This window comes from Clostridium cuniculi (genome assembly GCF_004353185.1).
GTDB lineage: Bacteria > Bacillota > Clostridia > Clostridiales > Clostridiaceae > Clostridium > Clostridium cuniculi.
In genome coordinates, this window is record NZ_SMUS01000004.1 from 70,848 (window position 1) to 96,449 (window position 25,602).

Sequence of the window (25,602 nt, forward strand, 5' to 3'; positions counted from 1 at the left end):
TTAAAATCTATAAAATTTTTTTATCCTTTTTGATTGCATTGTAACAATAATTTATTATGTCACTACGTTTTATTATTCCTATAAATATACCTTCATCATCAACTACTGGTACAAAATTTTGAGTTGTAGCTAATCTAATAATACTCTCAACATCTGCATTAATAGAAACACTCTTATGTTTTGTTCTTATAGCTATTTCACTAACTTTAACATTCTCTGTATTTTTGAAGTTAAGATTTGCTGTGTTTTTTAACTTCCACAATAAATCTCCCTCTGTTAAAGTTCCAACATATCTTCCATGCTTGTCTATTAGTGGTATTGCTGTATAACCATGATGCTCCATTCTCTCAATTACTTGTCTCATTGTTGCATCTATATATTCATAAATAACCTCATTTTTAGGAGTTAAAAGAAATGCAATATTCATATCTTCTTCCTTTCCTTTAAATCATACTTCCTCTTCATTTTATCATATATAAAATGTATTTGTTATATTATATTTAAATTTTAATAATTTCTTAATTTAATTAAATCTTAATTATAAACTTTATTTTTTAATTTATTCTCGTATCTTAAATAATCATACTCATCTATTACAGTTGCAACTTCTTTATATATCTCTTCACCAGATAAACTCTTTCTTACAATAAGCTCATCTAATATTTTACTATTACATTTTGTACATGTTCCTAAACATATAAATCTCCATCCAACTACACTAAATGGATAATCAACTTTAATCTTTTTTTGACATTTAGGACATATTTGATTTATTTTGTTATAATCTAACTTTATTCCTTCTAATGATTTTACTTCTAAAGCCGGCATTTTATAAACATCTTCTATTATATATTTTTTTATAGCTCTAGCATTATATACATTCTTAAATACATGTGCCGTATATATAGAATCATTTAAAGCATCATGTAACGCTCCCTCATTCACTTTTATTTTTAAAGCCTTAAGTGCATTTTTTAAACTCAATGATTTTCTAAAACCTAATATCTTTGTTACATATTCTTGAATATCTAAATAATTATCAATCCAAGTTAAATCATTATATCCATAATAATTTGCATTTCTTATTATTTCAGCTATATCATCCTTAGCCCATGAACAAATTATATCCCCTTTACTAACCATACTCCTAAGCTTATTAATACCTTCTATGAAATCCACTCCATTTTCTAAATCTTTTATATCTATTTTAGTTATATCTAATATTTTAGGATTTATTACTGGAATAACTGATGGCTTTATAAACACTTTCAACTCTTCACATGGTTCCATATGAGAATCTAATTTAACTGCACCTATTTCTATTATTTCATTTACTAAATCTAACTTTTTTAGATTTGGATAATCATTATATACATTAGGAATATACTTATGTATTCCACTTAAATTATTAAATTCTAAATCTATTATTATAAAGGCCAAAATTCTCCCCCCACCCTTTTATTAATGGTAAATTAACAATATTAATTTTAAAAATTAATATTCTATATCTATACCTGCTAACTTCATAAGATGCTTTGCATTTTGTGTCTCACTTTTCCCTCTTCTAAGAACATAATCAAAGTTAATTTTATTTTCTTTATAATACTCTCTAAAGTTATAATTAACTAACCAACTTTTTTCTTTTTCTAAATTGCATAATTCTAAATCATGAGTAGAAACTAGCCCAACTCCTTGAAGTTTAACAAGCTGTTCTATTAATATTCTTGCTCCATCATGTCTATCATTTGAATTAGTTCCCTTAAATATTTCATCTAATAAGAAAAATACCTTTTCTCCTGCCTTAGCAGCTTCAATAACTAATTTTATTCTTAATATTTCAGCATAAAATGAAGATATATTTTCTTCTAAATTATCTTGCGTTCTCATACAAGTATAAATATTACTTATTCCACATTTAAAGGATTTTGAACAAGTTGGTAACCCTAGATAAGTTAAAATCATATTAAAGCCTATAGTTCTTAAAAACGTACTCTTTCCAGACATATTTGACCCTGTAATCAAAGCAACTTTCTCACTACCATTAAGATTAAAATCATTAGACTTAGCTCTATCTCCTAACAATGGATGTGCTAAAGCTTTAGCCTCAATCTCATTTACGCCTGATATAGTAGGATAAGCCCATTCTTCATGCTCAAATGCTAAAGTTGATAAACTTACTAATGCCTCTATTTCTCCCATAATTTCAAGCCATTTCTCTAATTTATATCCATTTTTAATTCTCCACTCTTCCAAATTGCAAAGAATAAAAATATCACTCATTAAAAATACATTTATTATAAGATAGTAAGCATTTGATGTACTATCCCCTAACCAATTAACTATATTTTTTAACTTTTTCATTTCAACCTTACAATTTATATTAGAACCTACTAAATCTTTTTGTAGCTCTAATAACTTCTTAGATTCGAACTTTTCATCTTGTATTAATGCTAACAAACTACTATATTTAATTATTTCCCTCTTATTTTTTATAAAGGTATCTATTACACTACTTAATCTTTTAGTTAATAACTTAATAACTAAATAATTTATCATCAAATCTAATAATAGATATGTTATTGGAATACGTCCTATAATAGATAAAAATATAATTATTACAGTTATAGCTATAAAAATATATGATATATACTTTGTAGTAAAGCTATTTTTCTCTTCACCTTTAGCCCATTTTAATAATTCTTCTATATTTTCTTTTTTCTTGTTTTCTATACTAGCAGCGAAATATATCTTTTCACAAAACTCTCTCTTATTTGCTAATTCTTTTATAGCTTCCTGATTATCTTGTATTTCATATCTTGTAGGTAAATTATTTACCATCATTTTGTGCGCTAATTTTTTTCTACCAAAGCTAGTTTTAGTTACATTTATCCATTGAAATAAAGAACTTTTCCCAAATATATCTAAATCACTTGAAAAGTTATGATTTCTATTAATAAATTCCTTACCAATATCATCAAATTCCTTCCAAGTATTATCTAATCTCTTTATTCCTTTCTCATAATAATTTAACATTGTTAATAGTCTTTTTTTAGCGTTTATCTTTTCATTATGAAAAAATGCAATTACTAAAAATATAATTAATGCACATAAAAAACTAAATCCCATACCTTCTATACTATTTTGCTTATAGTAATAATACATGGATATTAATCCAATAATAACAACTATAAAGCGTATAATTGAAAAAACTATAAGTTTTTTTTCTAAGTTTTCCAATTTACTATTAACTTTACTTATATTATTTTTATAATAATTTAATGAATTCTCCATCCTCTTATTACCTCTTTAAATAAATCTACACTCTTAAGTTTAGACTATTTTTCCTATTTAATCCATATTAAATTATACTTTATGGTATTAATTTAATATATTTATGTTCTATATTATTTTTTGAAAGTATACTTTCCTCCCTATTCTGACAAGTAAATATAATGTATTGTTTAAAATTTTGATTAACTAAATATTTAATTGTTTTTTCTAATCTTTTATTATCATATTGAACAAAAGCATCATCTAAATATATTGATACATCTTTGCTTTTAAATATCATATCTATAAATGCCAACCTAAGAGATAAATTTAACTGATCGTTAGCTCCATTACTTAATATATCCGCTTTCATTATATTATTTTGATTTCTAACCTTCATTTCATAATTATCAGATACCATAACATCACTATATTTTTCATCAGTAAATTTACTAAAGGAATCTATTACATTCTTATTAAGTATTGGCCCAAAATTCTCTCTTATCTCTTGATATGCTTCCTGTAAACTTTCTATAGCAATACTACTTGCTCTTAATTGCTTTACTTTTTCCTTTACTTCATCCTCAACCTCTTTAATTTCCTCTTCTATATCTGGTATTGTTCTTTTTCCATTAAATCTATTTTTTATTTCATTTTCAATATCCTTAATACTCTTCTCAACTTCCAACAATTTTAAATTTTTTTCCTTAATAACAGAATCTATTTCCTCTTCATTTTCATAGGAATATTCAAAATTAATATTAATTACATCACCTAGTTCTTTTTTTATTAAATCTATATCTTTCCCTTTTGTTAAAACAGAATATGCTTCTTCTACTGATGCTAAATCTCTATTTATTTCATCTCTAAGCTCTAATTTATCCTCTAATTCCTTTAAAATATCTTTAACGCCTAAAATATTTATATTTTCAAAGCCTATAGAACCTAATTTTCCCCTTATCTTTCTCTCTCTAATTATCAATTGCTCTTTTGTTTTTTCTAAGCCAATTTTTAAATTTTTTAATTCAATCTCTAATATATCTAATCCTTTAGATGATTGTTGATATTTATTAACTTCAGTTATAAGCTCTCCTAAATCATTTGTACCAGAAATTTTTAAATACTCTTCTATTTCATCATTTACAGCAGCATATTCAGATATAGCTTTTTCTAAATCTAATAACTCCTTTTGAGATAACTTTTCATTAATCTTTTCATTAATTTTATTTTGGAGTTTTGTATAATCATCATATATTTTTAACTTTTTAAATAACTCTTTATAACTACTAATTTTCAATGCATTACAATAATAATCTAAGTCTTTTTCTATCTTATTTATATCCATTTTTATAGACTCAATCTTTTTATTTTTTCCACCCTTATTAAAATAAATATTAATTAATAAGAATACAGTTGATACACCAAAAATTATATATAATATTAAACTTAATATTATATTATTTGAAGCAATTGCTAATATTATAGATAATATTGATATTATTAATAAAAATCCATAAAATACATTATTATTTTTATTTCTATTATCATCTTCTACTATTTTTTTTAAATCTTTTAATTTTTCTTCATAACTATTTACTGTGTTCTCTATTGATTCTCTAAAATCATTAATAATTAAAGCATCTCCAACTATTTTTTGTGCTTCTCTTTCTTTAAGATTTAAGAAATCAATTTCATTTTCTATAGATTGATTTATATCAACTTTTTCTTTTAATATTTCTCTTCTTATTTTTAGTCCTTCTAATATATTTAATATATTTTCAGGTAATTGTTCTATATAATCATATTTATCTAAAGGAGTTTTTAATTCTTTTAATTTTTCTTCCTTTTCTCTAATCTCTTCTTTTTCAGATTCACTTGTATCTAATATATTTAAATATAAAGAATATTCTTCTCTTAACTCCTTTATAAATGCATAATTTATAAATTCGTCATTATAAGTTAATAACTTATTTATATACTTTTCCTTATTTTTCAACTCTTGCTTCTTTTTAAAATATTGTGTTATTTCTTCAAATTCTTTTTTAAGCTTTGTCTTCTTTAAAAACCTCTTATATATCTCTAAATTGTTAATTTCATTATTTAGACTTTTCTTTTCTAAATTCATATTAATCAACGATTCCTCATTGTCTAAATTATGATTTGATAAATTATATGCTTCATATCTTTCACTTAGTAAGTTACTATACCTTTCATTTAATACATCTAGATCTCCATTTTTCCTAACATTAGAAATAGATTTTTTATATTTATTCAATTTTGTAAGTGCCACATCTACTGATACTTGTCCATCATCTATTCCTATAGAGTTAGCTATCTTATCTATTATTTCTTCTTCTTTATCTTTTCTTACCTCAACGCCTAATTGGCCAATAAATAATGTATTAATAAAAGTAGCTCTGTTTATATTAAAGAAATATTTTCCTGGTTCTTCCTTTGAAATGTATTTTATCTCTTCTCCAGTAATAGCATCTATTACTGATGATGTATCTTCTTTTTTACTCTTTCCAAAAGTCCTTCTAATTATATACTCCTTATTTTTAAATTCTACATATAACTCTCCACTAATAGTTTCACCTGTACTTGGCATATATTTAAGTCGTTCATTTTGCTTATAGTCTTTACCTTTATAATTTGACATTCCATATAACCAAATTTTAATGAACGCTTGAATAGTACTCTTTCCAGCTTCATTTTCTCCATAGACTATATTCATCCCTTTATCAAAGCTTATTATTTTATCCTTTAAACCACCAAATACAATAATATTTACTTTTTTAATAATCATTTAAATTCACCTCGTCTTCTGAAAGACATTGAATTCCCATTTTTAAGGCCAGCTTTAATATCTCTTTATCATCATCACTTGCATCTTTTAATTTCTCAAGTATTTTTGCTATAAACATTCCTTTTATAGAGTAATCCCTACTTAACTCTGTTAAATTAACTTCTATACTTGTATCATTAATTATCTTAATATAGTAAAATTTATTTTTTAACTTCTCTATAAGTAAACTTTCCTTTAAGTTAAAATGTTCTTTTAATTCACCTTTTAATATAATCTTATAAAAATTTTTATGAATTTCCTCATCACTTAAATCTGATAGTAATTTAAATATAACTTCATCATAATTATTAGTACCTGTTATATCTATTTCCTTTGTAATATACTTCCTTTTACACACAGGTAAAAAACTCAAATTAGTTCCACCTTTATACACCTCTCCAATTATGACTCCCTTTTCTCCCTCTTCATCAAAGCCTCTTCCTTGTGGACATCCACTATATGCATAAGTAGTCATTCCCTCTTTTAATATTCCTGAAAATTTATGTCTATGACCTAACGCAATATAATCAATATTTGACTTATATATATCATTTATATATATTGGATTATATTCGTTTTTGCTATTGGCAGATGTTATTTCCCCATGAAGTAGCATAATATTTATTTTGTTATTTTCTACGTTAATATTTTTTAATAAAGTTTCATTTTCATAATTATTCCTAAATCCAGCTCCCCATATAATTAAATTTAATTCTTTAACTTCTTTAAACTCCATATCACCTTTGAAAATATAAACATTTTCTGGCCAATTTATCATACTATAAAAGGATTTTTCATTATATGGATCATGATTACCTGGTGAAATAAAAACCTTAATATTTTTTATTCTTTTAATTTGATCTGATATAAAAAATAAGGTATTCTTATTTACTGTCAAATTATCAAAAACATCTCCTGCAATAAGTAATACCTCTATATTTTCCTCTATGGCTAAATCTATTATTTTTTTAAATACCTCTAATAACTCATTTTTGCTAGTATCTGAAACTTCTTTACTAAGCTCTTTAAATGGCGTATCAAAATGCAAATCAGCACAATGTAACACCTTAACCTTATTCATTTTATCACCTACTTCACGAACCTTTGTTCATATTTTAACATAAATTGCCTTAGTTATAAAGTCTGTTAACTCTTTATATTATTTATACATAAAAAGAAAAGAGAGATATTATCATAGATATAATCTATTTTAATATCTCTCTCCTCTTTTTCGAATGATAGATTAAATTTCAGGTGGTGCTTCACCCATAACAGTACTCACCTTCTCGAAGTATTGTTTCCTTTAACCCGTCTGATTGTGCCCGTTAGTGGTTGATTATTTTAATCCACTTTCGTATTGTTCTACCATTCTTTTAACCATTTCACCACCTACGGAACCACATTGTCTAGATGTTAAGTTACCATTGTAATCAGTGAATGGCACTCCCATTTCTGCTGCAACTTCGTTCTTGAATGCGCTTAATCCTTGTTTTGCTTCTGGAACTAATGTTTTTGACATAATCGATTCCTCCTCTGGTTAGCGGTAATTTTGTAAACCCAACTTAAATATTTTTTTCACATCTAAGTTGTTTCTGTTTACACTATTATATTAACCAGTATAGGTTTTTATATTACAAGCAAATAATACCCACTTTTCATTATTTTGGATTGTTTTAACTAACTTCCTTATTTACTGCATTCTTAAATCTTTTAACTATAAAATCTCTAACTATTGCAACTAACATACCTATTTGAAATGACAAAGAAACTGATATAATTTGTAAATAATTCACTTTGCTAGTTTTGTAAATTATTATTGTTTCTATAATCCAAACTGCACTAGCCATTAAGGATGCTTTCTTTCCACCAATAATAGAACAGATAACTATACTAAAAAAAATTATAGCTTGAATTTGAATAAAACTCATACTTCACCTCTTACTCTTTGAATTAATTTCTTAAATCCCTTTTATAAGTTCTATCCAAATTATATTTTTTTAAACAATATCCTCATGGCATAACATTCTAAACTTACAATTACTACATTTATAATTTTTTAATGTCTTTTGAAATACTTCTTTTTCTTTTGGCTTATTTAAAATCGCATCATCTAAATAATAATTTATTATTTTTAAATCATTAGAAACCTTTTCTTTTATAAATTGAATATCTTCTGGTTTAAATATTACTTCTTCTGCATGTCCATCTAAAAGATATTCTATCCTACCTTTAATCTTAGAATAATGTACATTATATTGTTCAATTACATACCAGGCATATACTAATAATTGTTCCTTATCACTCTCTGATGCCTTTCCTGTTTTCCAATCTACAATTACATAATATCCATCATAATCTTTGTATAATAAATCTATTTTAGAATATACTTTTAAGCTATTATAATTAATACTACTAAATATATCTTCATCATTTTCTATAATTACTGTTTCCGGTTTTAAAATATCTTCAAATGTTTTTGAAACATAAAAACTATTTATACATTGACTTAATCTTTCTTTTAATTCGTTTCCAATTTGCTTTGATATTTTATCACCATAATAATATTCTTGAAGCATTATACCTTTAGGATATTCATCCCACTCTTTAGTATTATACTTATGTATACTTTCTCGTATTATATTTCTCAACTTATTTAAAGTAATTTCATTAAATCTTGTAGCATTCATAAATTTTGTTTTATCTTTTTTACATATATTTATTATTCCTCTAATTTCCTTATGGACTACTTCTCCAAAACACATCCACAAATTAGTTAATTTTTTTAATCTCCATGCAATTTTTTGCTCATCTGTACTTGTATAAATCCAACCATTATGACTTCCATAGTATGTATAATAATAATCTCTTTCACAATTTTCCAAGGTTTTCATCTTTGATATAGACCATGATTTTTCTGGATATTTTCTATCTTGATAAGTCTCACTCATTATATCTCTCCTAATTTAAATATTATATTAATATATTTACCATATTCATCTAATAGTATAAATAATACATTGAATAATTTAGAATAAATTTATCCTTTACTACAAATGATATTAATAAAATAAATAAAATGTTGGAGGTTTTAATTATGAAGCAATTTATTTCGAAAACATTTATGTGTATTTCATTTATAGCTTTAAGTATTAATTTAATATCTGCTTCTCCATTCGATGCGCTCTCTAATAAAAAGAATGAAACTTTAATTGTTAGAGACAGCACTTCAACTACTGGATTACCAGATAGATTTAGGGATATACCTAACTTAAATATTTCTGGTAGCGCTCAATTTACATCTGAGCAAGCAAAAAATTTAAAAGATACTATAAATAAATCTAATATCTGTATTGTAGACTTAAGGCAAGAATCTCATGGCTTAGTTAATAATTATGCCATAAGCTTTTTCAATCCTGCTAAAGATTTGAATAATGGTTTTACTACAGAACAAACAATCAAAACAGAAGATTCACTTTTATCTAAAATAAAGCTTAATGAGAATTTAAATATTTATAGAAAAACAGGTAAACCTTTTAAAGAAATAACTGTAGATTTTGTTAGTAATGAATCTTCCGTAGTCAACAAAGCTGGTATGGAATATAAAAGATATGCAGTAAGAGATAATGGTGCTCCTACAGCTGAAATTGTTGATGAATTTGTGGAGTTTATTAAAACAAAACCTTCTGATTTGCATCTTCATTTTCATTGCGATGCTGGTGAAGGTAGAACAACTACTTTTATGTCAATGTATCAAATTTTAATGAATAATACTAATTTATCATTAGATCAAATAACATCATATCAATATAATGTTGGTGGTGTTAATCTTCATGATAATAAACATCAATTTGAATTTTTAGAAGATTTCTATAATTATGTTTCAAAAAATAAATCTAATAATTATACTACACCTTATTCAGAATGGATTAAAGAATCTTAAAAATATGACCCTAAGCAATTTAATTTCAGCTTAGGGTTTTTAAGTTTATAAATTATCTTTCTTTTCTCTTGCTACAGATATAACTCTTTGTATATGCATAGTTAGATATACAAGTTCATCATCATTTACTTCATAATTATTATGCATTGCTATATACTCACCTATCTTTATTGCACATCCATATGCCTCAGAATATGTTGACGATATAACTTTCACAAAACTAGAATCAGTACTATTATGTTGATTATTATTAACTATACGTTTTGCAAAATACTTTAGGTGAGTTAATAATCTATCATAATTTAAATCATCCTCATCTAGCTCTATAGCAAAATAATACTTAATAATATTTAATACATCTTTTATTATCTTAGTTGATTCTACTGATTTCATTGTAGTTTCTTTATAACTAGCATTTACAAAATGTAACGCTATAAATCCTGCTTCATCCTCTGGAAGTTGAATATCTAACTTTTTATTTATGTAATCAACAGCCCATAATGAAACTTTAAATTCACTCCTATGAACTCTTCTTATTTCATTTAATAATTCATTTTTTATAGTAATACCATTTTTAAATCTTTTTACAGCAAAAGCTATATGATCTGCTAGTGAAACATAAACTTGTTTATCTAATTCAACATTTAACTCAACTATTGCATGAGTTATTATCTCATCTGTTAATTCAAATATACCTTCTGGTATTTGATTAATTAGCTTTTTTATTTTATTTCCTAAGTTTTCATCATCCACTATAAATGTTTTTTCTATTCTTTTAGTATCAATTAATTGCCCAGGCTTTTTATTAAATGCTATACCGCTTCCCATAAGAATTACTTCTTTTCTAGTCGTAGGATCTATTGAAACAACTACATTATTATTTAAAACTTTTTCAACTATCATACATTTGCTCCTTACTTATGGTACTAAAAAGATATCCTAAATTAAGACTACTCTTAATTTAGGAATATCATAATTTTAACATTATAAATATTTTTTTGTCAATTAAATGAGCTATATATCCTTATTAAATTAAGGCTGTTCTTCTGGCAATTTCATGGTAAATTCACTACCTTTTCCTAGCTCACTATTTACAAGTAGTTCTCCATTATGTAACTCTATTATTTGTTTTGTTAAATTCAACCCAATTCCACTTCCACCAAATTCTTCTGTTTTTTTATTATAATCCTGTCAAAATCTATCAAATATAGATTTCATATATTTTCTATCTATTCCTATACCATTATCTTTTACTTTTATATTAACAAAACCATTCTCTTCAGTGATGATTACTTCTATTCTTCCTCCCGCTTCAGTAAATTTAGCAGAATTCCCTAATACATTAACTATACATTTTTCAATTTCCCCAGCATCGCATTCAATTATTTTCTCTTCTATTTCTGGATCTATAATTAATTCAATATCTTTGCTTTCAATAAAATCCTTCATTGATAATGCTAATTCTTCTACTAAATAAACAATATCATTACCTTTCATATCTAATTTATACATACCTGCTTCTATCTTAGCGGTATCTATAATATCATTTATTAATTTTAATAGTCTCTTAGAATTTCCTCTTAAAGAATCCATATAATTATTTAACTTTTTCTTGTCAATATGATTATCTTTTTTGTTCAACGCTGTTATTATTGCTCTATAGATAAAATAACTGTGATAATCCATCCTCAATTGTAATTCTTTTAAAATTAATTCCACCATTATCACTTATATTACTATCTGAAAATACTAAATTTTCATTAGTTATAATTATCATAGATATAATAAATATAATCTTTTTTAATTTATCTATCATATATTCTCGCCCCCTACAGCATTTCCAATAATTATATCATAAACCCTTTTCATATTAACATAAAAAAAGACTTAGCATTTTTGCTAAGTCTTTTGGCAGGGGTACTAGGAATCGAACCTAGCCTAATAGTTTTGGAGACTACTGTACTACCGATATACGATACCCCTTTAACAATGGTTATTCTACCATGTTAATATAACTATTGTCAACTAAAATATTTCTTCCTCCATATATCTTCTTGTAACGTTCTCTCTTATACATTAACTTCGTTAATAACTTTTTTCAAAACTATTGCTCTTATTGCATCATATGTTATTTCTTCAGGAACTACTTCTTTTATATCTTTTAACTTATTATATCCAACTTTATCTATAGCATCTAAAACCGTTTTTTCTTCCTCATCATTAAAAAACTCATCTAAAGGTATTTCAAAATCTACCTTATTTCCTTCAGCAATATATTGTTGAATATGACTCATTATAGTAACTAAAGTTAATTCCCTTTCCTTAGCAATTTCTTTTATTGAGCTACCAGCTTTAATAAAGTCCATAGTTACTTCATATGATTTTTTCTTTTCTTCATTATTATTTTTTTCTTTTTTCTTTTTATCTTTTTCTTTATCTAAAACTTCATCAAATGATATATTATTATTTTTCTTACTAATAAAGCTCCATTTTACTTCAATATTATTTTCATTAATATATGCTTTAATTTTTTCTATAAACTTTTCACCATATTTATTAAGTTTAGAATTACCAACACCACTTATATCTAAGAATTGCTCATTTGTTATTGGCATTCTATTACTAAGTTCTTTTAATGTAGAATCGCCAAACACCATGTATGGAGGTATTTTTTCTTCTCTAGAAATATCCATTCTTAACTCTTTTAATATAGTAAACAATTCATTTTCTTCTATTTTAATTTTCTTAACTACTTGCTCTTTAACAAATACTTGTCTTTCTCCTCTTACAATCTCCATAGATTGTTTATTTAATGTTAAAACTGGATACTCTCCTTTATAGTTTAAATATCCATGTGAAATTAGCATATTAATAAATTCTGTTAATGCATCCTTAGTATAATTTTTTACTATTCCATAAGTTGATAATTCATCAAATCCTAATTCATATACTTTCTTGTTCTTAGAACCTCTAAGTACATCTACCACCATTCCAATTCCGAATCTTTGATTCATTCTATAGACACATGAAATAACTTTTTGGGCATCAACACTTTTATCCACTAATTCTCCTGGTGCCTCACAATTACTACAATTATTGCACTTCTCATCATATTGTTCACCAAAGTAATTTAATATAAATTTTCTATAACAATCTTGAGTATATACAAGGTTTATCATAGTTTGTAACTTTGAAAGCTCACTTTCTTTTCTTACGCCATTTTCTGTAGCAGTTTCTATAATATATTTTTGTGTTTGAACATCTCCAGGCGAAAACAACATTATACATTCACTTTCTTCACCATCTCTTCCTGCTCTTCCTATCTCTTGATAATATCCTTCAATATTTTTAGGCATATTATAATGTATTACATATCGAACATTAGGTTTATCTATTCCCATACCAAAAGCATTAGTAGCAATTATTATATTACATTTATCATATATAAAATTTTCTTGAGCTGTTTTTCTATAATCGTCACTAAGTCCTGCATGATATTTTTCAACTTGCAACCCCTTTGAATTTAATAACTCATATAAATTATCTACTTCTTTTCTTGTTGAAGCATATATTATTCCTGATTCATTTCTATTATTACTTATGTAATCTAAAATATAATTTTTCTTATTTACTCCTTTTTCTATTATTATCTTAAGATTCTTTCTATCAAATCCAGATATAAATATTTTAGGATTATTCAATTCAAGTAAATTTATTATATCTTCTCTAACTTCATCTGTAGCTGTTGCTGTAAAGGCTGTAACTATTGGTCTATTTCTTAATAATGCAATTACCCTACTTATTCTTCTATAGCTACTTCTAAAATCATGTCCCCACTGTGATACACAATGCGCCTCATCTATGGCAACCATGGAAACATTAATGCTAGCTATAAGTTCTAAAAAAGCTTGTGATTCTAATCTTTCAGGTGCAACATATAATATTTTTATTTCATTTCTTGCAGCTTCATCTAAAATATTATTTATTTCTATATTACTTAAGGATGAATTAATATAAGCAGACTTAATTCCTAAATTATTTATATTATCTACTTGATCTTTCATAAGAGATATTAATGGTGATATAACTATTGTTATACCCTCTAATAATATTGCAGGCACTTGGTAACAAATTGATTTACCTCCACCCGTAGGCATAATAGTTAAAACATCATTTCCATTCAGTATTTCTCTTATTATTTCTTCTTGACCTTCTCTAAATGAACTATATCCATAATATTGTTTTAAAATATCTAATGCCTTATCCATAAATTCTCCTTACTACTCCAAACTATTTTCTTTTTTAATTATTAACTTTATCATTTAATTTATTCAAACATTTGTTCTTTTTATAAAATGTCACAAATTTTTTGTAAAAAAATTTATAAAAAAAAGCTAGCAAGAAAATCTTACTAGCTTCTTTGGCAGGGGTACTAGGAATCGAACCTAGCCTAATAGTTTTGGAGACTACTGTACTACCGATATACGATACCCCTAAGTACAAAATATATTATACATTATGTTAAATATAAAAGCAATATTTTTTTCTACTATTTTTCTATTATTCTTTTCTTTTTCTTACTTTTTGGATAAAATATAAAATAGTTAATTAAAAAAGGGAGGATTTTAACATGATTTTTTCTGTTAATAGCGTGGAGGAAACTACTAACCTTGGAATAGCCCTTGGTAAACTATTAAAATCTGGTGACATAGTTTGTTTAACTGGAGATTTAGGTACTGGTAAAACTCATATAACTAAAGGCATTGCTAAAGGTTTGAAAATAACTGATTATATAACAAGTCCTACTTTTACTATTGTAAATGAATATGATTCTGGTCGTTTAAAATTAAATCATTTTGATGTATATAGAGTTTCAGATCCTGATGAAATATATGCAATAGGATTTGATGATTACATTTTTTCTGATGCAGTTTCAATTATAGAATGGGCAAACTATATAGAAGAAATACTTCCAAAGGATTTTTTACATATTTATATAGAAAAAGATTTAGAAAAAGGCGAAGATTATAGAAAAATCACTATAACTCCATATGGAGAAAGATATGATTATATAAAGGAGTTAAAAATATGATAGTTTTAAGCGTTGACTCTTCATCTTTAGTAACTACAGTTGCTTTACTTAAGGATGAATTTATACTTGGTGAATATACTTTAAACTTTAAAAGGGAGCATTCTGTTATCTTAATGGAAAAAATAGAAATGCTATTAAAAGACTGTGGAGTGGATATAAGTGAGGTTGATGGTTTTGTAGTTTCTAAAGGACCTGGATCATTTACTGGCCTTAGAATCGGAATGGCTACCATTAAAGGATTAAGCATGGGCTCTAATAAACCTTATGTTTCAATTTCAAGTTTAGATGCATTAGCAAACTCTTTAATTACATTTGATGGCATAATATGCCCAATTATGGATGCATTAAGAGATAGCGTATATACAGGTCTTTATAAAAATATAAATGGTGAGTTAGTTAAAATACTTGAATGCACTGCTTTAGAACTAACTGAACTTGCAGATATTTTAAATGAAAAAGGTGAAAAAGTTATATTCACTGGTGATGGTGTATCTAAACATAAAGAATTCTTAACTAAAAATATTAACAATTGTGAATTTGCTCCAAATCATTTAAGTATCATTAGAGCCTCTTCTCTAGGAGAGCTTGGAATGGAAAAAATTAAAGCTGGTGAAGTTGACAATATGAATTCAGCTCCACTTTATATTAAGAAACCTCAAGCCGAAAGGGAACTTGAGCAAAGGTTGGCTATGAAAAATGAAAATAGATTATAGTCTTATGAAGGAAAGCCATGCAAAAGGTGTATATGAATTAAGTAAAGAATGTTTTGCTATTCCTTGGACTTTAGATTCAATTAATAATGAGTTAAATAATCCATTAGCAAAATATGTTATTGCTGAAGATTTATCCACAGGTGAAGTAGTTGGATTTGTAGGGGTGTGGATAATTGCTGGGGAAGGTGATATTACAAATATTGCTGTAAGCTCAAAATATAGGAAACAAGGTATTGCATCAAATCTGTTGATAAAATTATTTGATGTGTGCAAAACTTTTAATTGTGAAGATATTACTTTAGAAGTTAGAGCTTCAAATACTCCTGCTCAAAATCTTTATAAGAAATTCAACTTTAAAGAAGAAGGTATAAGAAAAGGATATTATTCAGACAATGGTGAAGATGCCATTATAATGTGGAAAAGAGGATAGCAACGCTATCCTCTTTTATTATTAAGCTACCTCTTTTTTTCTTACTTCAAACTTGCTATCAACATTAAATATTGCACGTGATACTCTTTTATATAATAAATATGTTGCCATACAAACTATTAATGCCTTTACTCCATTAAAAGGTACCAATCCTACAAATATATAGTTCATTAATGCAGTTCCCTCTAAACTCATTCCAAATGCAGGTAATAAAAAATATACATTTGAAATTATCCCTAAAATTTGCATAACTAACGCACCTATAAACATACCTAATATGGCAGTTTTTTTACTTTTATTTTTATTATATATCCAAGCTGCTGGAACAACTAATGCAAGTCCAACTATAATATTTGCAGCCTCTCCCACAAACCCAGTTTCTGTTCCTTTTATTAAAAATCTTAAAAATACCTTTAATATAACTATAACTCCGCCAGCTACTGGTCCATATGCAAATCCTCCCATTAAAGCAGGTACTTCACTTAAATCAATTTTAAGCCACGGAAATGCAGGTATGATAGGAAAATCAAAATACATTAATACTACTGCAATAGCTGCTAATAAAGAAATTTTAATCATTTTGTTTAGGTTTTTTGATGAATTCATACTCTTTCTCCTCCCAAAAGTTATCCTTCGGGGCAATAGTTTATTTAAATAATCCTTATTTTAATTTGTTCAATATTTGATTATTTAATGCAAAAAGCCCTGATGTAAAATTACACCAGGGCATTAAAAACAAAACAATAATTAAATATAACAAAAAAATTCGTTATTACTTAAATCACTATTTACCTTCTTTCATCCAGACTTTACTGTCGGCTTCGGAGTTACACCGAATCTGCAAAACTTGCTCGCGGGCTATACCGCCGGTAGGGACTTTCACCCTGCCCTGAAGATATTTTTTATTTATTTGCTTTTATTATATTACTAATTTTTTCATATTTCAATAGTATGATTCATTTCTTTTTTTATTCCATTAAATATATTTCTAAAGCACTATTTATTTTCTCTAAAGCTTCATCTAATGATATTTCATCTTCTAAATATTCTTCACCAGTATTAATAATTACTTCTGAAACATATGAATCAATATTAATAGGTGAACTTAAATTATTAACTATATTTACAAACTTATTATATTCCTCTTCTGGTGGACATTTTATATCTAAATCAATCTCATAACCTTCTCCACTTATACCAACGCCTCCTAAATTATCATTTCCTAAATTCTTATTATAAATACTTAAAAGAGCCTCCTTATTAATAGGAATACCTTGATAATTATTAATTTCTTGTGACTTTTTATCAATTACATATGAAATAAAGTCCTTTGCAATTTCCCTCTTATTGCTCTTAGAAGTTATTGAAATAATATCTTTTTCTAAAAACTTATTACTTCCTGCATAAGTATTATATGTTAAGTTCTCATCTTATTGCATAACAGTATAAATATTAGCTAAATCGTAAAAACTTGATATATAGCCAATATCCATAGAATATTCTGGTCTAAGAACTTCTATTGGATCAATACTTTTTTCTAAATAAACTTCCGACATTTGTTTCATAAACTCACTAGACATTTGTTCAGCATATTCTAAGTAATTGTTATAGCTATCTTCATCTATATTACTTTTTTCAAACTCATATATTACTTTTTTCAAACTCATATATTTCTTTTATATTCTCTAAAAATAATTCTATTTCATTTATATTAATTATATTATTTTCAATTAGCTTATCATTATTTATATTATACATTAAGTTTAATATATCTCTAGCGCTATAGGTTCCAAATAATCTATTATTAATTTCATCCTTGTTATCTAAAATTTTTTCTAAATTGCTAAATTTATTTATTATATCTTCTCCTCCAAAAATAACTGGAATTTTTACTCTTAGTGGTAATGAGTATATTTTATCCTCTGTAAAATATACATCTAAAATATTCTCAAATAATGATTCTTTTTTACTATTAACTATATCACTTATATCCTCTAACATCCCTTTGTTGATTAAATCGTCTGATGATAAATTATCTAAAAATAATATATCTGGTGCATTATCAGACATTAATTCTGTATTAAGAGCTTTTATAGCATCATTCTCTGTTTGTCCACTATCTTCTGTAATTCCTACTTCATAATTAATAACTACATTTGGATTATCATTTTGATACTGAGCACTATATTGCCTTATAGATTCACTTTCATACAATGAATAAATTGTTATTTCTTCAAGCTCTTTATTAGCTAATTCATCTGAATAAGAGTATGTATACATTTCCATACCATCTTCACCATAATATACAGCTAAGAAATTCTCACTATCTAATTGTAAAAAATATGATAATTCCACTTCACTGCTGTTAAATAAATAAGCATTAGTATCTATTATTTGATTAATATTATAATTTTCATCATCTACACTATATACTCCTGTAGAATCTACAAGAAAAAATTCATCCTCTTTACTTCCATTAAATAATTTTAATTTATAAGTTATATCTCCATCTACATATTCTTGCAACTCTTCTATATCTTCAATAAACTCACCATTATTTAAATTATATTTTTTTACTGCTTGTATGGTTTGTACCATTAAATATTTATCAGTTGTACATATACTTATAATTTCATCATCTAAATCAATTTCCTTTTTTAATTTTCCATCTTTTAAATTATATATATAAATATTATAAATATCATATATTATAATATCATTACTTTCTGAAACAGTTATTCTAGAAAATGCATTATCGTCTATATTAACTTCCTTTATCGAGCCATTATCTTTTATTAATATAAATTCATTAGTATTTTCACTTCCATCAATAGCTAATATATCTGCATTATTAAAAACATTTAAAAAAAATATTCTGTCTTTTTTTAAATCACTTAATTCTATTTCTTTTTCCACCCATGTTTTCCCTTTATCTTCTGACATTAATACTACTTCTTTTAGGTTATTATCCATACCTATTAATTTTATAGTATCATCATCAATCATTTTTATATCTTCTATACCTCTAATATTATTTATATTCACTTTTTCTTCAACAAAACCTCTCAATGACATATTATAATTTCCAAGTACTTGTTTTTCTTTACAAGATATTAAATTAAATAATAATATTATTACACTTAATAATCCTATTGTTCTTTTTAAAATCATACCTTATTTTTCTCCTTATTCTATTAATATAAGCATCAAAACAAGTATATAATTACTTACTTTGATGCCTTTTTAACTTTATATATTAATATATATTAAAATCTACATATTTGGTACGTCTCATATAACTAACAGTTCCCGTTTTGGCAGTTGATCCTTCGTTATATATTTTCATAGGTCCGGTATAATTTTTTGCTTGAGATGAATTATAAATATCATATGCCTTTATTCTAGTTTGGTGTACTGCTGATTTTTTACCATTTCTCTTTTCACCATAACTGGTATAAGATGTGCTTACAGCTTTTTTAGAATCATTATAGACAGTCCCATAATTATTAGTATATTACCATGCATAGGTATTAGTTGCAGTGCTAGCTATAATTCCTGCTGCAAGCATCATAGTAATAAACTTTTTCATTTTTTCATAAAAATTCTCCTTAATAATTAAAACAATTTTTTGTAATTTAATTTTTAACCTAGGTTATATATTTATAATTACATAAATGTATTTTTTTGTAAATAACTTTAACACACTTTTGTAATTATTTACAAAAGTGCATTTTTATTGTTTTTTGTGGCTTTTCACAAATCCACTTCTACTAAAATACTCTTTATTTATTATTTAAATTTAACTATTAATATCATATTTTTTACAAAAAAACTTGCATTATACAAATAATGCAAGCAAAATTTAATTTAAATATAAATAATTAACTAATCAATATCTTTCATAGTTAATGAAATTCTCTTTCTCTTTTCATCAACCTCCATAATTCTAACTTTAATTACATCTCCAACCTTAACTATATCTAATGGATGCTTAACAAACTTATTAGCCATTTGACTCTTATGAACTAATCCATCTTGATGAACCCCAATATCAACAAAAGCACCAAAGTCTGATACATTTCTTACAGTTCCCATAAGCTCCATTCCTTGTTGTAAATCCTTTAAGTCTATAACACCAGTTTTTAAAATTGGCTTAGGCATATCTTCTCTTGGATCTCTTCCTGGTTTTTGTAATTCTTTAATTATATCTTTTAAAGTTAATTCTCCAATTTCAAGCTCTTTAACAAGATTATTTAATCCTTTTGAGCTAACTCTTTCTTCTATATCATTTAAATTTCTATTTCTTAAATCTTCCTTAGTGTATCCTAAAATTTGAATAAGCTTTCCTGCTGCTTCATATGATTCTGGATGAACTGAAGTATTATCTAAAGGCTCCTTACTTTCCATAACTCTTAAGAAACCTGCACATTGTTCATAAGCCTTTTGTCCTAATCTCTTAACCTTTAGTAATTCTTTTCTGCTCTTAAATCCTCCAACCTCATCTCTATATGCAACTATATTATTTGCAATTGATGCATTTATCCCTGCAATATAAGTTAAAAGTGATGGTGTTGCAGTATTTAAATCAACTCCTACCTTATTAACAGAGTCTTCAACTACACCTGCTAATGATTCATCTAATTTCTTTGGAGTAACATCATGTTGATATTGCCCAACCCCAATTGCTTTAGGATCTATCTTTACAAGCTCAGCCATAGGATCTTGAAGTCTTCTTCCAATAGAAATAGCTCCTCTTATAGTAACATCTAAGTCTGGATACTCCTTAGCTGCAAGTTCTGATGCAGAATATACAGATGCCCCTGCTTCTGATACTATTACATAAGCTAGTTCTTTTCCAGTTTCCTTTTTAATTTCACTTATCATTTCAGAAACTACTTCTTCAGATTCCCTAGATGCAGTACCATTTCCTAATGAAATAACATCTACATCATATTTATATATAAGTTCTTTTAATATTTTCTTTGTACCCTCTACATCATTTTTAGGTAAAGTCGGATATACTGTAGCTTTTTCTAAGAATTTACCTGTAGAATCTAAAACTGCAACCTTACATCCAGTTCTAAACCCTGGGTCATACCCCATAACTACTTTCCCCTTTATTGGTGCTTGCATTAAAAGAGCCTTTAAGTTTTCTTTAAATATTAATATTGCTCCTTCTTCACCTTTATCTGTTAATTCACTTCTTATTTCTCTTTCTATTGAAGGATATATTAATCTCTTAAGAGAATCTTTAATTGCTAACTTTAAATATTCATCAGTAACTTCATTATTTTTTAATAATCTATTTTGAAGATAAGTTATTATCTTCTCTTCATTAGCTACTATTTTAACAGATAATACCTTTTCCTTTTCTCCTCTATTTATAGCTAATATTCTATGAGCAGGAATTTTATTTACATCTTCACTATATTCATAGTACATTTCAAAAGGTGTTGGTTCTTCACTTGATCCTTTTGATTCTATTTTTCCTTCCCTCATTACAAGATCTCTTATCCACTTTCTAAATCCTGCATCATCAGAAATTACCTCAGCTACTATATCTAAAGCTCCATTTATAGCCTCATCTGCAGTAAGTACCTTCTTTTCCTCATTTATATACTTACTAGCTTCCTCTTTTATATCATCTTTAAAAGTTCCTTCTAAAATTAAATCAGCTAATGGCTTTAATCCTTTTTCTAAAGCTATTGTCGCTCTTGTTCTCTTCTTTTGTTTATAAGGTCTATAAATATCTTCAACTTCTGTTAAAGTGTCAGCCTTTTCTAAAGCTTTAACTATATCATCATTTAACTTTCCTTGCTCATCTATTAATCTTAAAACATCTTCTTTTCTTTCTTTTAAATTTCTTAAATAAGTTAATCTTTCAAAGAATTTTCTTAAAACATCATCACTTAATCCACCTGTTTGTTCTTTTCTATATCTAGAGATAAAAGGAACTGTATTTCCTTCATCTAATAATTTAATTACGTTTTGAACTTGTTTTAAAGTTATCCCTAACTCCTTAACTAGTCTTTCTTCTATATTTACCATATTTTCCTCCTATAAGTTTTATTATAAATTTAACTCTAATAATTAGTATAACATAATTTTACACTCTTGATATTAAGTAAAGCTAATAGTATAATTAATTTATAAATATTTTCCATTTAAATGTAAGGGGGAATCTTCTTTGAATAAGTTTATTAATAGATTTTTAAATATACTACTTATAGTTTTTATTACGCTTTTATTCTTAAATCAACTCTACGTAATTGAATTTTCCATAGATTTAAAAAATGTATTTATATTTTTGTCTCTTATAATAATTTTATTTATAGCAACTAAAGAAATATTAACAGGCAAATCAAATTTTCTTAAATTCATAAATATAGTTACATTATCTAGCATAATAATTGGTGGTGTAGCTTCAGTTGTTACTAAGCAACTTAATATTTTAATTTATATCTGTATTTTATTTTCATTATTTCAATGTTTATTTGAACTTATTCAAAATAAGGCATGATTTATTATCATAATGTAACTCCTCACTTAATAGTATTTAATATAATACTATTAGTGAGGTATTTTTTATGAAAAAAAAAATTATATATTTTCCCCTATTATCAATAACTTCATTTCTATTGCTGTTTACAATATGTCTTAATAATACTTATTCACCATTTAATTCTAGTAATGTTCTGAGTAATATTTATGTTTTATCATCAGATACACTTGCTGGAAGGCTAGCTGGAAGCACAGAAAATTCAATGACAGGAGAAATAATAAAAAATAGGTTTATAGATAGTGGATTAACCACATTAAATGATGATGGTAACTACTCTCAAAGTTTTAATACTATTTGTCCTGTTACAACTAATACTTCTCCATATTTAAAAATAGAATCTAATGGAGAAATTGAAGAAGAATTAAAGTATGGTGTTGACTTTAAAGAAGATATGATTAACTTTAAGAACAATACATTTACTTTTTCAAAAGCAGATAAAGTTAATTCCTATTTAGCATATATGGAAGTTACTTGTTCTGATGGACAGTTTTTAATATATGTTCCTAAGGATAATAATTTTTCATTTAGAAGTTCATTTTTTAGTGATTTTGCTAAAGATGCAGTAATAATGGTTTCTAATAGCACCTTTGAAAAAATATCAAATAGCTTAAATGAAGGAAAAGAAATTTCTATTCATATTCCATTTGAGGAAGAAGAAAAGACAATTTCAAATATTATCGGTGTAATTAAGGGTTCAAATCCATCATTAGCCCCATTTGTATTAACAGCTCATTATGATCATCTTGGAAAAGATGGATTAGGAAATACTTATTCTGGTGCATTAGATAATGCATCTGGTGCTTCATTTTTACTAGAACTAAGTAGAAGTTTATCTACCTATGGAAAACCAGAAAGAGATATAATTTTTGTTGCTTTAAATGCTGAAGAATTTGGTTTGCTAGGATCTAAAGCTTTTGCTGAAGCTAATTTATTTGACATACAAGATTCAAAAGTAATTAATTTCGATATGATTGGTAGTGCTGATTACCCTATAAGTTTCATGCAAGGAAGTAAATTTAAGAACACAAATTCAGAACTATTAACTTCATTAAAAGAGCTTTGTGATTCTAATAACGTAAGTTATGAAGTTCTTTATGAAGATTCTAGTGATCATGCTAGTTTTAATAATTTAAACATAGATGCTGTTAGTTTCTGTCATAGTGATAAAACAAGAATTCATACTCCTTCTGATACTATAGATTATATAGATAGTGATGCTATTGATGTTGTTTATAGTATAGTTGATGAAGAAATCAAGGACTCTTGTTATAGTACTTTCACTAGATTCGTATATAATTCACAATCATTATTGTGGATATCTATTATGTTAATTATATTAATTGCTTGGGGATTATTTGATAAAAATAACATTATAACTGACAAAAAAGGATCTATATTCTTTGCAATAATTGCATTAATATCAGTTATAGCTTCTTGTATATTTTACGCTAAAGGTTACAGCAATTCTATTATCGTAACTCTTATATTTAGCTTTTCAATAATAATTATTAGTATTAAAAATTTCAAATTAATATCAAAATAAAAAAAAGTGCAATGCACTTTTTTTTATTTTGATATACTTTTTAAATACGTAGTTATAAATTGATCTATCTCTCCATTCATAACAGCATTTAAATTTGAAGTTTCTTCATTTGTTCTATGATCTTTAACCATGTTATATGGATGGAATACATATGATCTTATTTGACTTCCCCATCCCATATCTTTTAGCTCACCTGTTAAATCTTCTATTTTTTCCTTATGAGCTCTCTCCTTAAGCTCTATAAGCTTTGATTTCAACATAGACATTGCTGTATCTTTATTCGAGAATTGACTTCTTTCACTTTGACACTGAACAACAATTCCTGTAGGTATATGTGTTATTCTTATTGCCGATTCTGTTTTATTTACGTGTTGACCACCAGCTCCACTTGCTCTATAAGTATCTATTTTTAAATCTTCAGATCTAATTTCTATATCTTGATCCTTTGTAAGCTCTGGTAGTACTTCTATAGATGCAAATGAAGTTTGTCTCTTTCCATTTGCATTGAATGGAGATATTCTTACTAATCTATGAACTCCTTTTTCAGCCTTTAGATATCCATATGCAAATTCACCTTTTACTCTTAGAGTAGCACTTTTTATTCCTGCTTCATCACCTTCAAGCATATCTACTGTTTCCACTCTATAACCTTTCTTTTCACACCATCTTGTATACATTCTAAGAAGCATAAGCGTCCAATCATTGGCATCACTTCCACCAACACCCGCATGTAAATTTAATATAGCGTCATTTCGGTCATATTCTCCTGATAAAAGAAGCTCTATCTTATACTCCTCTATAAGTTTTTCTATATCTCTAATTTCTGTAATAACTTCATTTACAGTTTCTTCATCATCTTCTGCAAGCTCTGCTAATACTTCAACATCATCTAATCTATTTACTAAACTTTCATATCTGTCTATTTTATCTTTTATACTTTTACTTTCTTTAGTAACATCTTCAGCTCTTTTTATATCATCCCAAAAACCCTTTTCTTGCATCTGAAGCTCAAGTTCTTGAAATCTTTTTTCTAGGCTTTCCTTGTCAAAGTGAAGCCCCCATTTCTTTTAATGTTTCTTTTAAGCCACTAACCTTAGCTAGCTCTTGCTCTAACTTGATTAACAAAAAAAATCACCCCTTCATTTAGTGATAAACGACAAGTGACAAGTTATATGTAGTAATATTTATAAATCTCTCCTCCACATTA

22 protein-coding genes, 2 tRNA genes, 1 pseudogene and 1 riboswitch are annotated in these 25,602 nt (G+C 26.1%); of the genes and pseudogenes, 6 read left to right on the forward strand and 19 right to left on the reverse strand.

Annotated features, from left to right (window positions below):
• Positions 1–7: 7 nt before the first annotated feature.
• The 8 genes from EJJ37_RS02620 to EJJ37_RS02655 form a co-directional block, all read right to left on the reverse strand.
• A complete protein-coding gene (locus tag EJJ37_RS02620; protein WP_133014040.1) occupies positions 8–427 on the reverse strand; it encodes a CBS domain-containing protein in 420 nt (139 codons plus the stop codon).
• A 107-nt stretch (positions 428–534) separates the two neighbouring features.
• Positions 535–1,440 (reverse strand): 3'-5' exonuclease, encoded by a 906-nt coding sequence (locus tag EJJ37_RS02625; protein WP_133014041.1) that lies wholly within the window; start codon positions 1,438–1,440, stop codon positions 535–537.
• A 54-nt stretch (positions 1,441–1,494) separates the two neighbouring features.
• Positions 1,495–3,291 carry a MutS-related protein gene (locus EJJ37_RS02630; protein ID WP_133014042.1) on the reverse strand — a complete coding sequence of 599 codons (1,797 nt, stop codon included), beginning with the start codon at positions 3,289–3,291 and terminating at the stop codon, positions 1,495–1,497.
• Positions 3,292–3,370: 79 nt separating this feature from the next.
• On the reverse strand, positions 3,371–6,076 hold the full coding sequence (locus EJJ37_RS02635; protein ID WP_133014043.1) for an AAA family ATPase: 2,706 nt from the start codon (positions 6,074–6,076) through the stop codon (positions 3,371–3,373).
• Positions 6,066–7,196 carry a metallophosphoesterase family protein gene (locus EJJ37_RS02640; RefSeq protein ID WP_133014044.1) on the reverse strand — a complete coding sequence of 377 codons (1,131 nt, stop codon included), beginning with the start codon at positions 7,194–7,196 and terminating at the stop codon, positions 6,066–6,068. Before EJJ37_RS02640 ends, EJJ37_RS02635 begins: the two co-directional genes overlap by 11 nt.
• A 255-nt stretch (positions 7,197–7,451) precedes the next feature.
• On the reverse strand, positions 7,452–7,634 hold the full coding sequence (locus tag EJJ37_RS02645; protein ID WP_133014045.1) for an alpha/beta-type small acid-soluble spore protein: 183 nt from the start codon (positions 7,632–7,634) through the stop codon (positions 7,452–7,454).
• Positions 7,635–7,788: 154 nt separating this feature from the next.
• Complete coding sequence (locus EJJ37_RS02650) at positions 7,789–8,043, reverse strand: hypothetical protein (RefSeq protein WP_133014046.1); 255 nt, start codon at positions 8,041–8,043, stop codon at positions 7,789–7,791.
• Positions 8,044–8,112: 69 nt separating this feature from the next.
• Positions 8,113–9,063: a CRISPR-associated protein Cas4 gene (locus tag EJJ37_RS02655; protein WP_133014047.1), complete on the reverse strand. Its 951-nt coding sequence runs from the start codon at positions 9,061–9,063 to the stop codon at positions 8,113–8,115.
• Between the two features lie 146 nt (positions 9,064–9,209).
• Between EJJ37_RS02655 and EJJ37_RS02660 the strand changes: the two genes are divergently transcribed.
• A complete protein-coding gene (locus EJJ37_RS02660) occupies positions 9,210–10,055 on the forward strand; it encodes a phosphatase domain-containing putative toxin (protein WP_166484643.1) in 846 nt (281 codons plus the stop codon).
• Positions 10,056–10,100: 45 nt separating this feature from the next.
• On the opposite strand, the gene licT is transcribed toward EJJ37_RS02660, so the two are convergent.
• The 6 genes and pseudogenes from licT to EJJ37_RS02685 form a co-directional block, all read right to left on the reverse strand.
• Positions 10,101–10,958: a BglG family transcription antiterminator LicT gene (licT, locus tag EJJ37_RS02665; RefSeq protein ID WP_133014049.1), complete on the reverse strand. Its 858-nt coding sequence runs from the start codon at positions 10,956–10,958 to the stop codon at positions 10,101–10,103.
• 129 nt (positions 10,959–11,087) lie between these two features.
• Positions 11,088–11,777 (reverse strand): annotated as a pseudogene (locus tag EJJ37_RS21115) (sensor histidine kinase).
• The gene (locus EJJ37_RS20035) at positions 11,713–11,871 is read right to left on the reverse strand and encodes a hypothetical protein (RefSeq protein WP_166484644.1); all 159 of its coding nucleotides are present in this window, start codon (positions 11,869–11,871) and stop codon (positions 11,713–11,715) included. The pseudogene EJJ37_RS21115 and the gene EJJ37_RS20035 overlap by 65 nt, the downstream one beginning before the upstream one ends.
• Before the next feature lie 93 nt (positions 11,872–11,964).
• Positions 11,965–12,038 (reverse strand) — tRNA-Trp (locus EJJ37_RS02675).
• A gap of 86 nt (positions 12,039–12,124) precedes the next feature.
• Entirely contained in the window at positions 12,125–14,323 is a 2,199-nt protein-coding gene (gene recQ, locus EJJ37_RS02680; RefSeq protein ID WP_133014050.1) for a DNA helicase RecQ, read from the reverse strand.
• 153 nt (positions 14,324–14,476) lie between these two features.
• Positions 14,477–14,550, reverse strand: a tRNA-Trp gene (locus EJJ37_RS02685).
• Positions 14,551–14,685: 135 nt separating this feature from the next.
• Between EJJ37_RS02685 and tsaE the strand changes: the two genes are divergently transcribed.
• From tsaE to rimI, 3 genes are read left to right on the forward strand one after another with little or no spacing between them, the layout of a single operon-like run.
• Complete coding sequence (gene tsaE / locus EJJ37_RS02690; protein WP_133014051.1) at positions 14,686–15,147, forward strand: tRNA (adenosine(37)-N6)-threonylcarbamoyltransferase complex ATPase subunit type 1 TsaE; 462 nt, start codon at positions 14,686–14,688, stop codon at positions 15,145–15,147.
• Positions 15,144–15,860: a tRNA (adenosine(37)-N6)-threonylcarbamoyltransferase complex dimerization subunit type 1 TsaB gene (gene tsaB / locus EJJ37_RS02695; protein WP_133014052.1), complete on the forward strand. Its 717-nt coding sequence runs from the start codon at positions 15,144–15,146 to the stop codon at positions 15,858–15,860. Before tsaE ends, tsaB begins: the two co-directional genes overlap by 4 nt.
• Positions 15,844–16,290 (forward strand): ribosomal protein S18-alanine N-acetyltransferase, encoded by a 447-nt coding sequence (gene rimI, locus EJJ37_RS02700; RefSeq protein ID WP_133014053.1) that lies wholly within the window; start codon positions 15,844–15,846, stop codon positions 16,288–16,290. Before tsaB ends, rimI begins: the two co-directional genes overlap by 17 nt.
• A gap of 21 nt (positions 16,291–16,311) precedes the next feature.
• Here the strand turns inward: rimI and EJJ37_RS02705 are convergent, their stop codons facing one another.
• From EJJ37_RS02705 to EJJ37_RS02720, 4 genes are all read right to left on the reverse strand, one after another.
• Positions 16,312–16,896 (reverse strand): ECF transporter S component, encoded by a 585-nt coding sequence (locus EJJ37_RS02705; RefSeq protein ID WP_133014054.1) that lies wholly within the window; start codon positions 16,894–16,896, stop codon positions 16,312–16,314.
• 180 nt (positions 16,897–17,076) lie between these two features.
• A riboswitch (FMN riboswitch) is annotated at positions 17,077–17,191 on the reverse strand.
• Positions 17,192–17,720: 529 nt separating this feature from the next.
• Complete coding sequence (locus EJJ37_RS02710) at positions 17,721–17,951, reverse strand: hypothetical protein (protein ID WP_166484645.1); 231 nt, start codon at positions 17,949–17,951, stop codon at positions 17,721–17,723.
• Positions 17,932–19,461 carry an extracellular solute-binding protein gene (locus EJJ37_RS02715; protein ID WP_133014056.1) on the reverse strand — a complete coding sequence of 510 codons (1,530 nt, stop codon included), beginning with the start codon at positions 19,459–19,461 and terminating at the stop codon, positions 17,932–17,934. Before EJJ37_RS02715 ends, EJJ37_RS02710 begins: the two co-directional genes overlap by 20 nt.
• 714 nt (positions 19,462–20,175) lie before the next feature.
• Positions 20,176–22,338: a Tex family protein gene (locus EJJ37_RS02720; RefSeq protein ID WP_133014057.1), complete on the reverse strand. Its 2,163-nt coding sequence runs from the start codon at positions 22,336–22,338 to the stop codon at positions 20,176–20,178.
• A 139-nt stretch (positions 22,339–22,477) separates the two neighbouring features.
• On the opposite strand from EJJ37_RS02720, the gene EJJ37_RS02725 reads away from it, so the two are divergent.
• Both EJJ37_RS02725 and EJJ37_RS02730 read left to right on the forward strand, forming a co-directional pair.
• Positions 22,478–22,810, forward strand: coding sequence for a hypothetical protein (locus tag EJJ37_RS02725; RefSeq protein ID WP_133014058.1), 333 nt, complete (start codon positions 22,478–22,480; stop codon positions 22,808–22,810).
• A gap of 67 nt (positions 22,811–22,877) precedes the next feature.
• A complete protein-coding gene (locus tag EJJ37_RS02730; RefSeq protein WP_133014059.1) occupies positions 22,878–24,395 on the forward strand; it encodes a M28 family metallopeptidase in 1,518 nt (505 codons plus the stop codon).
• Positions 24,396–24,418: 23 nt separating this feature from the next.
• Here EJJ37_RS02730 and prfB read toward each other — a convergent pair.
• A protein-coding gene (gene prfB, locus EJJ37_RS02735) for a peptide chain release factor 2 (protein WP_193553906.1) occupies positions 24,419–25,520 on the reverse strand; the annotation gives its coding sequence in 2 pieces (ribosomal slippage) (positions 24,419–25,441 and positions 25,443–25,520; 1,101 coding nt in all).
• Positions 25,521–25,602 lie beyond the last annotated feature (82 nt).